We start from the raw sequence: 12,996 nt of genomic DNA on the forward strand, positions 1-12,996 counted from the left end.
TCGAAACTACTTCCAATCGGGAGACCTTCGAAATAGGCGTATGGTCAGTCATACGCCTATGTCTTCATCCTCCGTCCTCAGCGCGCAAGGCGGCCCTCGCCGGAGCGATACTCTGCTTTAGCCCCTATCGTGCTCGCAACCAGGTCGAGCGGTTCTTCAACAAGATCAAACAATGCCGTCGGGCGGCGACGCGCTACGAGAGGCTCGCCGCGAACTACCTCGCATTTGTTCGCGTCAATCAGGCTATGGCTGCGCCTTAATAAGTCCGCGTCCTAGTCTTGCCGTTGGCGAGATCGACGATGCAGCCATTGGCTAGACGCACGCCGATAATTACGTCGTCCAATCGGTAGTTATTGTTGTTGCCTCTAAGGCGATAGCCTATGTCCTCTACGACACCTACATCGAACCATTGATTGGGTGCAGTCTGGCCCCAGTATTTGCTGCGTCGCTTGATGCGCGCAACGGAGTTGCTGGTCCATCATGTCAGTCTCCGTTTGGGTGAGAACCGGACAGGCATGTCGGACGCCACGCCGCGGGATCGGCGATCCATCGGTTGATATCGGATTCCCGCCAGCCTGCGCCGTTGACGCTGATCCTGAGTTGGGCCGGGAATGTGCCTTCGCCGATCTTGCGGTAGATGGTGGATCGGGACAGGCCGGTACGGGCAAGGACGGTTTTCAGGCGGACGATCCGGTCTGGTTCGCGCATGGCTGCGCTGCCTCCTGCTGACTGCTCCTGATCTACACAGAGCAAGCAGTTGCGCGCGCAAGAGCGTTTTTCACGGCGTCGTACTGTGGCGTAGAAACGGCGGAAAATAGGATGGATCAGATTCCGATGCCGCGGCCTCTACCGAGGTCGATGCAGTGGGAGAAGGCGAGTTCGAGGCCGAGCCGGCGGCCTGACTCGAACGCGATGCCGAGCTCCCGCTTGCGATTGTCGAGGAGCGATTCCAGTTGCGGATCGCGTTCGAGGCTTCTTGCCATGTCGCCCATCGCCGAGCGCGTGGCCCTGTAGCCGGAGAAATCGCCCGCCTGATACTGGCGCAGGCTGGCTTGGTCGAGCCTCTGCCAGTCCTCCACGAAGCGGTCGGCGCGGCGGCTAGGGGCGATGCGCAGTTCGGTCTCGAGCTGGAGCGCGCGGATGGCGCGGTTGACCCGGCCGCCAGCCGCCTCGCGGGCAAGTTCCGGGTTCTTCTTGTAGGCGGCTTCGGCATCGCGCGAGCCGTGAGGCCGCACCTCCTCGAAGACCCGGCGGGCCTTTTGTAGTTCTTTCACCTGCTCGGGACTGGCCTTGCCGCCCATCTCCTGCGCCTCGAAGATCGCATCCACGGCGCCGGCATGACGCACGAGCGCGCGGGTACGCAACCGGCGCATTTCCCTATCCGGGTCTTCCGCCATCTTCCTTTCCGGCGCTTCGGTTTCACGCCGCGCGGCTGCCGTACCGCTCCGTTCCCTTTCCGGCGTTTCCCGCTCCGGCCTCCGTCCACCATCCGGGTCGGGCATATCTGAAGGAGAGCGAAGGCCGTCGAACATGTTGCGTACCTTCTCGGGCACGACATTGCGCACGATCTCGGCCACGCGCTCGCGGAAGGTGATCCCGCGCCGCTCGGCATAGCTCTTTACCGGATCGGCACGGTCGTAGTCCGAGGCCATGTCCTTGGACCGGTCGCGCGACAGCGTGCGGACAAGCCGGTCCCGACCCGCAAAGTCATCGCGGCCATAATGCAGGTCCACGCCGTCGCGGTGCCGTGACAAGGCGACATAGCTGCCATGGGCGTCCATGCCGGGCGTCGCCAGCACGTGGGCGCGGTCCACCGTCATGCCCTGCGCCTTGTGGATGGTCGCGGCATAGCCGTGGTCGATCTTGTTGTAGTCTTTCAGGTCGAACTTCACGGATCGGCCATCGTCTGTCTGCACGGATATCGATTGCCTGCCGACCTGCTCGATAGATCCGAGCGTGCCGTTCTTCACGCCAAGGCCGCGCTCGTTCTGCAGGAACATGACGCGATCCCCGCTGGCGAAATTTCTCGCGCCGCGTTCGACGGTCAGGCGGACGTCATCCCCCAGATCGCCGGCGGCCCGCATCCGCTCGCGCGCCGCCTCATTCAGTGCGCGGACTTCGTCGTTGGTGTGGGTAAGGATGATCCGGCTCTTGTCGGGCGACGCCTGCCGGTCGTGGTCCCAGCGGTCGATCAAATCGTCCCGCGCCTGCTCGCGGGTCTGGGCCTCATGCACCATGCCCCTGGAGCGATAGGCCTCAAGCGCATGACCGGTTTTGCCACTGGCGAGATCGCGCGTGGCGCCCCGCTGCCAGTCCTCTCGCTGGCGGTGCACTTCGCCGATTTCCGCGCCGCCGTGACGTTCGTGAATCGAGCGGAAGGCCGCGCCCGCCTCGATAGCTTGCAGTTGTTGCGGATCGCCGACCAGCACGACCTTGGCGCCAGCCTCGGCAGCATGGGATAGCACGCGCTCCAGCTGGCGCGTCCCGACCATACCCGCCTCGTCGATCACCAGCACATCGCGCGACGTGAGCAGGTCGCGGCCCTGTCCCCAGCCATGCTCCATGCTGGCGATGGTGCGTGACACAATGCCCGACCCGCTTTCGAGATTTTCCGCCGCAATGCCGGACAGCGCCACGCCCCGGACCTCATAGCCCACCGCTTCCCAGGCCTCCCGCGCCACGCCCAGCATCGCGCTCTTGCCGGTGCCGGCATGGCCGACGACAACGCCGAGATCGCGCCCATCGGTGATATGCGCCAGCGCCTCGGCTTGTTCGCCGGAAAGGACAAGACCGCGCGCTTCCGCGCGTGCCAAAGCGGCCTCGCGGTCCGCGTCCCGCGTCCCATGGCATTCCCGTTCCGCCATGAGTTCGGCCGCGCGGTGCAGGCGCTGTTCGGCCTCAATCATCTCGCGGGTGGTGAAGCGATCCTCGCCGCGACCGTCGTTGCCGAGTTCGACCAGACCAGTTGCGCTACGCATCGCACTCATGACCTCGTTGAACTGGTCGATCCCGTCGCTGTGCCGGTGCGCGAATTTCGCAATGTCGCGGCGTGTGAAGGTCGATTGTTGCCGGGTGATAGCGTCTAACCCAATGGAGGGATCGGCGATGATCTGCGCGCCATTGCTGCGCGCGATCTCGCGGTGCATCTCGGCGCGATCGGCCTCGCTGCCTTCGCCCTCGATGCCGCGGTCCTCAATGCGTTTAGCGGGTGCGCCGATCTGGCTTTGCGGCTCTAGTGCGATACCCTGCGCTTCCAGACTGCGATGGTCGATCCGCGCGTCGATGTCGAGTTCGGCGAGACGCTCATTGGCGATCTCCGCCCAGCGTTCGCGCCAGCGCTCGACCATCTCCGTGCGGTTCCAATCCCGCACCTTTTGGCCAAAGCCGTTCTCGTCCACCGCGCGCATGGTGAGCATGACATGGGCGTGCGGTTTGGGCATGCCGTCCTCGGTCACGTCCCAATGCACGTTGAGATCGGCGATCATGCCCCGCTCGACGAATTCGGCCCGAGCGAAGTCGCGGGCAAGCTCGATCCCCTGAGCCTGTGTCATCTCGCGCGGGATGGCGAACTCCACCTCGCGGGCAAGCTGAGCGTCCTTGCGGATTTCGAAGGCCTCGACATCGTTCCAGAGCCGTTCGCGGTCGCTCCATGCCTCTGGCGCGTTCTCCGGCAGCATCACCTCGGAATGGACGACGCCGCGCTTGCCAGAAAAGTCATGGCTGCGGTCCAAGCGCTCGTCGCGCAGCCGCGAGCCCGAACGGTAGGCGGCTGACGCCACCGCGCTTGAGCCGGATTTGCGGCCAATGACCTTGACGTGAAGATGATAGATCGCCATCGCGACCAGATCATCTACACAGCGAAGCGTACGTCGGCACGACGTATAAGCGCGCCCTCCCTCGAAAAAATCTCGGAAGGGACCAGCCCGTCCCGGCCAGTCCCGGTGATCCTACAGCATTACGCGGGATGTTGAACTATCATTTCTTCATCAACGCTCCGGGAGATGATGATGCGCAAGCCACGGGACTTCGATGCCGAACTAAAGGCGCTTGGGGACAAGGCGCGCGACCTCAAGAGCCGCAAGGTGCAGCAGCTTGGCGAACTGGTAATCGCCACCGGCGCCGATGCGTTAAGCGTCGCGGAGCTGGCGGGCGCACTGATCGTGCTGGCCGAGACAAAAGAAACCGGAAAGAGGGAGGCATGGGCCAAACGCGGGGCCGCTTTCTTTCAAGGAAGGTCGCGTCGACCTACTCCGGCACCTGACCGTGACGCTAGCGGCGCTCCGGCGCAACCGGGCGGCCCACGACCGTCATCAGGCGGCAAGGGCGCGGGATGATATGCGCGCGTGGCAAGCCGAGCGTCGCAAGCGTACGCGGCACCTCATCGAACTGGGCGGCCTGGTCGTCAAGGCCGGTATCGTGGACCTGACTGGCGACGACCGGGCTACCTTTTTCGGCGCACTACTGTGGATGGCCGACAGGCTCAAAAGCGATCAGGGCGAACATGCGCGAGCGCTGTGGGCCGCAAAAGGGAAGCAGGCATTCGAGGCGGACACCGCAACACACGAGATAAGATCGTTAACGCACGACAATGGCGCGTAACCGCGCGCTTACCGCTTGATGTCTCGCCATCGGGCCTGATAGTCGCAAGCGAAACGCCATTTCTCGCTGTAGCTCAAATGGTGGGTTCGGGCCGTGCTCGTGCGGCGCCCTCCGCGACAAGAGCGCGCCCAGTTCCGCAAGCCCCGTCAACACGAAGTGGCAGTTCAACTTCTACGTCTTCTTCCGGAAGCTGGATGGAGTGCTGCATAAGATCGGCTTCACGTCCGGTAAGATGGAAGTACGCATCCAAAATGCGAAGGATGACCCGACATTTCTGATGGCCCCAGTCCATCCGGTCACCACCTATACGCTCTACAACGTCGACCGCGTCCGGCTTGAGCATCTGCTGCACGATTTTTTCGCTCCGGCACGGCTGGATATCGAGATTACCGACCGCTTTGGAAAGAAGGTGCGCCCGCGCGAATGGTTTTTGCTGCCGCCTTCCGCCATCGGAGAGGCGGTCGACCGCCTGAAGGATGGGTCTATCGTCGACTACCGTTATGACCGCGATGCCGCCACCCTAGTGCCAATTAACCGCTGAACTCGTCCCGCGGACGGGCTCGAAGCCAACCGCCAAAGTGATGATAGGCCCCCTCTGGAAATCGGCGGGTCGTTCCGTTAACGTCCCCACAACCGGTGATTGCCAAACCGGACCGATAAGGGGGCACGCGTGCCAACACTGCAAGAAATTATTGCGACGAAATACTTTGCTAAACTACGTGAGACGACCGAGATTGATGAGGCCAAGATTGCAGAGCTTGAAGCGCTTTTCGCCACTGGCAAGAAGATCAAGCCCGATGACCTTGTGAAAGTCCTTTCCTCGCCCGCCGGGAGCGACATCAAGTGATCAAGCTTGAAAGCGCTCACATCGAGGAAATGCGTGGCATCCGCAAGCTTGACATCGACTTCGCTCACAAGTCGTTTGCCATTTCCGGGCCGAACGGATCCGGCAAAAGCGGTGTCATCGACGCCATTGAATTCGGCTTAACGGGCCGCATCAGCCGCTTGTCCGGCACCGGCACCAAAACCCTATCGATCGCCGAACACGGTCCCCATGTCGATCAGGCCCGGTTCCCGGACGCGGCGCTCGTCAAACTCAAAGTCTATTTCCCCGCGCTCAAGAAGTCCGCCACGATCACGCGCACAATTTCCGCGCCCAGGAAGCCGAAAATCGTCCCGGCCGATGCAGAGATCAAAGCGGCTTTCGAGCAAATCGCCGATCATCCCGAAATTGCTCTCTCGCGGCGCGACATATTGCGCTTCATCCTGGTCGAGCCGACACGCCGCGCCGAGGAAGTTCAGGCGATCCTAAAGCTTGAGGAACTCGGAGAGACCAGGGCAGCGCTGAACTCCGCGCAAAATCGCGTCAACGCTACAAAGCGCACGACGGACGGGCATGTCCAATCAAGCAGAAACAGCTTGCTCACACATGCCCAGCTTCCCGCCCTAAAGGCCGATGAATTGATCGCCGCGGTCAATACACGACGTAAGCTCCTTGGCCTTCCTCCGCTCAGTCAGCTCGGGCCGGACACCAAACTTGATGCCGGCGTCACCTCCGGTGCACCAGCACCGCAATTCAACAAACAATCGGCATTGCGCGACCTTGTCGCACTGGACGACCAGCTTAAGCAGCTGCCCAATGCCGGCCAGCAAGAGACAAGCGAACTGCTCAAAGGGCTCGACGCGCTTTCTGCCGATCCCGCGCTCCTCGCCTCACTACATCGCCGCACACTTGTTCAGAAGGGTATCGAGTTGATCGATGGCACTCAATGTCCATTGTGCGATTCCCCCTGGGAGAGCGAACGCCATCTGCGAGATCACCTTGCAACCAAACTGCAAAAATCAGACGAGGCGCAACGGGTCCAGAACGGTCTGCTTGCCAGCGCCAATGCACTTGAAGGCGTCATTTCAAACTGGGCCGCGACGCTCGGAAACGCGCGCAAGCTGGCGGCTTCACAAGGGGATACCACATTAGGGCCGCTACTGGATCGCTGGTCCGGCGAGCTTTCGCAGCTCCTGCCCAAGCTACGTTCGCTCGATGGTCTCTATGCCGTTAACAGTGTCCTAAGAGCGGGATGGCATACAGCGCCGAAGGGACTCGACAAGGCAATCGACGGCTTCACGAAGTCTATTAACGACTTGCCGGATCAATCCGCAACGATTGACGCCCAGACGTTCCTCACAACGGCACAAATTCGGCTGAGCGATTATCGCGAGGCGATGCGCGCCGACAAGGCGGCGGACATCGCCGTCGCCGCTGCAACCTGTGCTTACGCCACATATTGCGACGTAATGGACGCCGAGCTGGAAGCTCTCTATGACGACGTCCAAGGAGACTTCAGCACCTACTATCGCCTGATCAACGAGGATGATGAGGGGAAATTCACAGCCAAGCTTTCACCGAGCGCCGGGAAGCTCGATTTTGAGGTAAATTTCTATGAACGCGGCCTGTTTCCGCCTGGCGCGTTTCACAGCGAAGGCCATCAAGACAGCATGGGGGTGTGCCTCTATCTCGCTCTCATGAAACGGCTGTTCGGTGACCAGTTTACCTTTGCGCTGCTCGACGACGTGGTCATGTCAGTCGATTCTGGCCATCGGTATCAATTCTGCAAGCTGCTCAAAACACATTTCAAGGACACGCAATTCGTAATCACGACCCACGACCGGACGTGGGCCGAACAAATGAAATCAGCCGGACTCGTGACAGGAAAAACGTCCCTCGCCCTACACAGCTGGAGCATCGAGACCGGACCGCTCGTCGAGTCGAATGTCGAGGTATGGGACGAAATTGCCGCTTCTCTGGCCAAGAACAAGGTCAGTGTCGCAGCTGCCACCTTGCGGCGCCATCTGGAATACGTCTCCCGGAATCTAGCCGACCAGCTCGGCGCCCCCGTCATTTTCCGGGCCGACGGCGGCTACGAACTCAACGACCTTCTTCCGCCCGTGCTTGCGCGCTTCAAGGCCATCTGCGGGAAAGCCGCCGATGCGGCGCAGTCGTGGAACAATGACAAGGGCAAGGCGGACGCGGCATCCCTCAAGGCAAAGCTATCAGCCTCGAACGCGGCTTCCTCGGTTGAGCAATGGGCAATCAACAAGGCTGTTCACTACAACGAGTGGGAGAACTTCGGGAAGCGCGATTTCGAGCCTGTCGCGGCAGCATTCCGCGAGTTGCTCGATTGCTTCCAGTGCAAGGATTGCGATGCGTGGCTATACGTCACGCCTCGTCAAAAGCCGACATCGCTGCGCTGCGCCTGCAATAGCGTCAATCTCAACCTCGAAGCGAAACCCAAATCGTAGCATGGGTCTCCGCATCACATCAGGTCAGACAGCCCAATGAGAAAGCGTGTTAGAAACGCGAAGCAGGCGCGCGCAGGCGTGATCGCGGTTGAAGACGCCTGCAACAGGCTCGACCTGATTTGGAGAAGTTTGCTCGAAGAAGACGTCGGAATCGACGGAACGATTGAGATCGCTTTGGGCGAATTCCCGACCGGCAAGATCGTCGGTGCTCAAGTTAAATCTGGCGCAAGCTACATCCGGTCCGAGACAAACGATTCCTTCAAATTCTATCCGGACAAAGATGACCTCGCTTATTGGCGAGGCCTATCGATCCCGATGTTCCTGTTCGTGCATCATCCAGTGGATGCAGCCGTGTATTGGGTCGACGTGACGCAGTACGTCGAATCGCGCGGCGACGATCCCCTCGGGGAGGCATACATCACGTTTCTCAAAGCAAACAAAATCGATCAGGCATTTGAAACTTACCTGCAAGGCCGCTTCGACCTTACGGTTTACACAGACGAGCAGTATGCCAATGTTCGCCGTGAACTTGAGTCCGTTGTTCACGAGGACGGCAGCGACACAGGCGCCATTCGACTTACAGCCCTGGATCTTTTCGTTGAAGGATTATGGGGGCTTTGCAGTAAACTTCAATTTCACCTAAGCCTAATCGCAGACCGTATCCGCAAAATTGTGCGCGAACGCGAGGGCGCAATACCAATAACCTACACTTTCGATCGCAGCAGGATGTACCCGTTTCTAACGCGGTATTTTGCGCTACTGAGCAAACACCATCTTGCCGAAATGGACGCCGAAAATATCAACGAGTCTCTCTATGCGAAACTCGAATGTCCAACGTTCATCGCACCACTCACAACCAACGGCCGATTGTTCGTCAAATATCTGCGCCGTACTGAAGTACCAAACGTGCACGACAATCAATTCATGAGCTTGTCCGTTCGGCCGCACGTCCAAATCGAAGTCTATTCCACCTTTACGAAGATCGACGAGCGCAATGGACAATTCGGACCCTTCACCGACGTGTTGGCGATCGGGTTCAGTGCCTACCTGGACTACTATGAGCTCTCTCACTGGCGGCGCGACGCGCCAGACCAACCAACGACCGAAATAGCGTCGCAAAGCATTCACTATTTTGCATTGCGCGATTACATCGAGAGTCGCTTTGACGGCATTCCGAAAGACAACATTCTTTTCCGTTATCTCGATCTGCCGTTGAGCCCGCTGATTTGTTGGCTCGAGCATTGGAATGAAAATCCCATGCCCATGCCCACCGTGCAGTTTGACGGAAAATCTGCGGCGGAGCTGGCCGGTTTTGCTGATGAACTCCAATCGATCATGGCTTCTGCCGTTGCGACATTCACAGAGCCGCCCGATCGCCCGTTTCCGATCACGCGACTAGCTAATGGCGAAACACTGATGCCGAGCAAGAAGCCGTAGCTCCGGCATCGATCTAGAAAGCCGGCTCTAGCCTGGCAACGGCACCAGTTTTGAGGGAGCGATGCGGCTTATCCTGAACGGAATCAACGGCAAGTATCTGCGAGAAATTCCGGACAATTGTGCGCGGGACACCGAATTAGTGGAAGCCGCCGTTGCCTATGCGACTGACGCTGCACCAGTCCTCGAATGGTGCTGGAAACACAGCATACCGCTCCGGTTTTGGGGACGCTTCGACGACGCTGTTCCAGTTCGTGTCGATATCCTGCGTTCCTTCCTTGATCGACGGTCACCGAATTTCGTCTGCAAGCTTGTTACCCATTTCCACGCAAAGGTCATCTGGTGGCACGGCGTGGGTGCTTACGTTGGCTCGGCAAATTTGACCGACGCCGCGTGGAACAAAAACATCGAAGCTGGATGTTATTTCGACGAGTCCGAAATGATCGCCTCCGCGATGGATGTGCAATTGAGCGACTTTTTCCGGCGGGTCGACGAGCACGCCTCTCCCCTCACCAATGAACTGTTCAAGGCCATAGAAGAACGCGCCAGAGAACTCTTGCGCTTGGATGAGCAAGATCGGCATAATCGGAAGCGGTTTCTAGGATCAGCTGGCGTTAGACAATGGCCCGGGCTGGTCACCGTCGCTCCGAAAGCAGCCAAGGACGCTCAGAAGACGGCTTTTCTCGACGAATGGTTTGCGACGCTCCAGATCTTACGCGACATCGGGGCAAACGTTTCGAAAGATGAAAATAGGCCAGCCTGGTTGCCTGCCGGGGTCTCGCAAGGCGCGCAGGCTGACCAGTTTCTTCATGCCTACTATTACAACAACGTGATCGGCGAGGATCGCCGAAGCCATTTTGCCGAAAGGCATGAGGAGAACCGGGATAACCCAGCGCGGGCCGTCCGTAATGCTATGGCTTGGTGGCGTGACCTGCCCGCCCCTCCGTCGAAGGAAGATCGGATGCTCTTTGACTGGGCGCCGTTCCTTCGAGACGCTCTCTCGCAAGATCGCCTGCTCGGCTTATCCGCGGAGGACTTTGAAGCGGTCTGCGACAGAGTTTGGTCTATCCAGGATCATGCCCGACGCGTTTCTAACGCGACGCTTCATCTGCTGGGAGGCACGCGGTATGACATGGCGACAAAGACAAGGGAACTTGCGAGGTTTCTTTTCAGCCGTCGCTCTCAAAATGGCTCATCTGTTCTCGAGGTCATAAGTCACGTTCTCTATGAGGGCACGGATGAAACCGTACCCTCCCGTTTGTGGGAGGCTACCTCAGACGAGACCTGGAAAATCGAGCATCTGGGCCTGAGTGCGCTTGGCGAGCTCGTCGGATGGGCATTACCCGATAAATTTCCGCCGCGGAACAACCGCACAAGCAAGGCCCTCTACTCGCTCGGCTTTCCGGTCGCATTTCACGGGGATTAACTTGCCAGTTTTGCGGCAGGAGCTACGGCACTCGACCTACTTGCTAGCCAGTGTTGACTGATCCGGCGAACGCTACATCGGAGAACGGCCAACATCCGAAAAATGAGGCCGGCTATTGGTGCCTATCGCCGAGGTGCAGAGCGCCTGGGACGGACTAAACTTGATCGCGTGTCCGGATATCGTCTTCTTGATGAACAAGATCGTCGATGTGCGCCTCACCAATAACCTAAGGTTGCCTAGGGCTTAGCTTGAGTATGCCAACAGCGGCTTCGTGTGCTTCTTTCAGTTTCACTTCGCCGGGATGACTTGCGCCGCTCCGCCATCAAGGAATGCGGGTGTGCCGGATACTCGTCGTGACCGGGAGGTCCGGATTTTCACCGCATTTGCCGACCGCGAGATGAAAAATAGAGGCGCTGAGTGCCCTACGCCGCCTAGATGCTCTAGCTTATTGATAATACTTGTCTTTTGCAGCGAGGAGCGTTCGCCCCTTGAAAGAGCAGTAAAGCGGCGATTGGTGAGCCGCGCCTATCCCGGCCAGCTCCGACGAGACGAGCGCTACCAGCAAAGCCCGCCGCGCAAAGGGGTCAAAATTGGACGCCGATGAGGGGTCAAATTTGAACGCCGATTGACAGTGAAGCAGCAGGAAACATCGGAGCCAAGGGTTACTGCAGAGTATCGATCGACAACGGTCTGTACCTCGTGCACCGCATCGTGTGGGCCTTAGCTCACCGACGTTGGCCCTTAGGACGCTTGGACCATATCAATCGGGACCGGTTGGACAACAGGCTGGAGAACCTGCGGGAGTGCTCTGTCTCCGAGAACAGGATGAACAGCATTGTGCGGTCTGATTGCGTGAGTGGACTCAAGGGCGCTTCGTATAATCGCGGAACCGGCCGCTACCGTGCCGACATACGACTTAGAGGGGGACGGAGAAAGAACCTCGGAACCTTCAAGACAGCCGAGGCGGCGCACCGGGCGTGGTGCCAAGCGGCGCTGGAAAGAGACCCGAAGTTCTTCTGCAACGGCAGGCGCCCAGACGATCAACTCACCTGAGCTTCACATGGGCACCGGCAATCAATGGGCGCCCTTACCTCCACCCCAGCTCTTTTCGATCGACACTCCCGCCAGCGACATCAGAAAAGTCAACGCGAAGAAAGCTCCAAAGAGCAAGCCCGCAAGCAAAATAACGTCCGCAAGCTCGCCCGTTCCACGCTGAACGTAGATGACATAGGCAATGATGCAAGTGACCGTCACGGCGGCGCTAACAATGATCAACATAGCGCGGGCCCATCCGGGGAGGCCCCTCGCCTGGCTTCCAAGAGCGTAGCCAGAAATAGATGCCGCGATACCAACGAGGGTGAGCGGTTTAAGATCGGACGGGACAAAAAGCCCATAACTCAACATGCCCGAAACGAACCCGAACAGTGCGGTAATGGTGAGACCCATTCGCTACCTCGTGTTATCCGGCGCGAGCAGTCTCAGCGTAGTTGCAAAGAACGGACGTCGTTCGCGATCAAACAGAACGAGGTCGGTGGAAATAGGCCGCAATGCCGCCGCGGGTATGACCACCTTTGCATTCGCAGCTCCGTCGCCAAACACAACGAAGTAGACTTGATTGGCGTGGGCCGGGAGTTCAGCTTCCGAAAATAGACCAGCAAACGCTTCTTTCTCGTCACGGCCAGTCATCTTTTGCAGGTCAATCCCGTCGACCTGCACCGATTGCCCTCTGAATTGATCGAACAGCGACCTGAATTGTTGGTCATTGAGGAACTTCAGGACACCCGATATACCGACGATCACATTCGGCGTCCGTTGTATTTGAAGCCTCCAACGATAATCCGGACTATCCCCTTCGCTGGTCGAAATCGCGACACGTACGTTCTCGGTGCTGCCCGATCGTGTGGCGTAAGAGGTTTCGATGACAGAACCCGTTTCACCCTGAGTTGGTCCTGCCGTGTTGGTTTGCGTGCTCTGTCCACTCGCCGATGTAGCTGTCTCCGAGTACACCGCGGCCCGTTGCTCGGCTTCGCTCGTTCCGTAGGTAATTGGCGCGTTATCGTCGGTACCAAATTTTGAACTGACGAAGTACTGGTTGCAGTCGACCTTACCCGGCTGCAAGGGACTGCCCAAAGCACGGCGAAGGTTGGCCTTGGGCCATCTATAGCCAAGACCCCGATTGGCATCGAGGTTCTTAAAGTAGTGCCAAATCCAACTGCGACCGTCGACTGTATCTACGTCGG

General features: G+C 59.0%; 13 protein-coding genes. 9 read left to right on the plus strand and 4 right to left on the minus strand.

Annotated features, from left to right (window positions below; all coding sequences use genetic code 11):
• Positions 1–260, plus strand: a 260-nt coding sequence (locus ACZBJS_RS06235; protein WP_463438551.1) for a transposase, incomplete at its 5' end; no start/stop codon positions are given.
• Between the two features lie 223 nt (positions 261–483).
• Here the strand turns inward: ACZBJS_RS06235 and ACZBJS_RS06240 are convergent.
• Positions 484–708 (minus strand): helix-turn-helix transcriptional regulator, encoded by a 225-nt coding sequence (locus ACZBJS_RS06240; protein WP_310883506.1) that lies wholly within the window; start codon positions 706–708, stop codon positions 484–486.
• A gap of 116 nt (positions 709–824) precedes the next feature.
• Positions 825–3,836, minus strand: coding sequence for a Ti-type conjugative transfer relaxase TraA (gene traA / locus ACZBJS_RS06245; RefSeq protein WP_463438552.1), 3,012 nt, complete (start codon positions 3,834–3,836; stop codon positions 825–827).
• A gap of 171 nt (positions 3,837–4,007) precedes the next feature.
• Between traA and ACZBJS_RS06250 the strand changes: the two genes are divergently transcribed.
• The 8 genes from ACZBJS_RS06250 to ACZBJS_RS06285 all read left to right on the plus strand — a co-directional run bounded on the left by ACZBJS_RS06250 (position 4,008) and on the right by ACZBJS_RS06285 (position 11,809).
• Positions 4,008–4,334: a conjugal transfer protein TraD gene (locus ACZBJS_RS06250; RefSeq protein ID WP_310883509.1), complete on the plus strand. Its 327-nt coding sequence runs from the start codon at positions 4,008–4,010 to the stop codon at positions 4,332–4,334.
• Between the two features lies 1 nt (position 4,335).
• Entirely contained in the window at positions 4,336–4,599 is a 264-nt protein-coding gene (locus tag ACZBJS_RS06255) for a conjugal transfer protein TraD (protein WP_310883510.1), read from the plus strand.
• A 58-nt stretch (positions 4,600–4,657) separates the two neighbouring features.
• Positions 4,658–5,140: a GIY-YIG nuclease family protein gene (locus ACZBJS_RS06260; RefSeq protein ID WP_463438619.1), complete on the plus strand. Its 483-nt coding sequence runs from the start codon at positions 4,658–4,660 to the stop codon at positions 5,138–5,140.
• Positions 5,141–5,269: 129 nt separating this feature from the next.
• A complete protein-coding gene (locus ACZBJS_RS06265) occupies positions 5,270–5,446 on the plus strand; it encodes a hypothetical protein (RefSeq protein ID WP_463438553.1) in 177 nt (58 codons plus the stop codon).
• Positions 5,443–7,896 (plus strand): AAA family ATPase, encoded by a 2,454-nt coding sequence (locus tag ACZBJS_RS06270; RefSeq protein ID WP_463438554.1) that lies wholly within the window; start codon positions 5,443–5,445, stop codon positions 7,894–7,896. The genes ACZBJS_RS06265 and ACZBJS_RS06270 overlap by 4 nt, the downstream gene beginning before the upstream one ends.
• Before the next feature lie 36 nt (positions 7,897–7,932).
• Positions 7,933–9,333 (plus strand): DUF4365 domain-containing protein, encoded by a 1,401-nt coding sequence (locus tag ACZBJS_RS06275; RefSeq protein WP_463438555.1) that lies wholly within the window; start codon positions 7,933–7,935, stop codon positions 9,331–9,333.
• A gap of 61 nt (positions 9,334–9,394) precedes the next feature.
• Positions 9,395–10,756 carry a phospholipase D family protein gene (locus tag ACZBJS_RS06280; RefSeq protein WP_463438556.1) on the plus strand — a complete coding sequence of 454 codons (1,362 nt, stop codon included), beginning with the start codon at positions 9,395–9,397 and terminating at the stop codon, positions 10,754–10,756.
• A 699-nt stretch (positions 10,757–11,455) separates the two neighbouring features.
• On the plus strand, positions 11,456–11,809 hold the full coding sequence (locus tag ACZBJS_RS06285) for an HNH endonuclease (protein WP_463438557.1): 354 nt from the start codon (positions 11,456–11,458) through the stop codon (positions 11,807–11,809).
• 21 nt (positions 11,810–11,830) lie between these two features.
• On the opposite strand, the gene ACZBJS_RS06290 is transcribed toward ACZBJS_RS06285, so the two are convergent.
• Complete coding sequence (locus tag ACZBJS_RS06290) at positions 11,831–12,202, minus strand: hypothetical protein (RefSeq protein WP_463438558.1); 372 nt, start codon at positions 12,200–12,202, stop codon at positions 11,831–11,833.
• Positions 12,203–12,205: 3 nt separating this feature from the next.
• Positions 12,206–12,874, minus strand: a complete 669-nt coding sequence (locus ACZBJS_RS06295) for a hypothetical protein (RefSeq protein ID WP_463438559.1) — start codon at positions 12,872–12,874, stop codon at positions 12,206–12,208.
• Between the last annotated feature and the right edge of the window lie 122 nt (positions 12,875–12,996).

It is taken from the genome of Bradyrhizobium sp. KZN70725 (assembly GCF_055264925.1).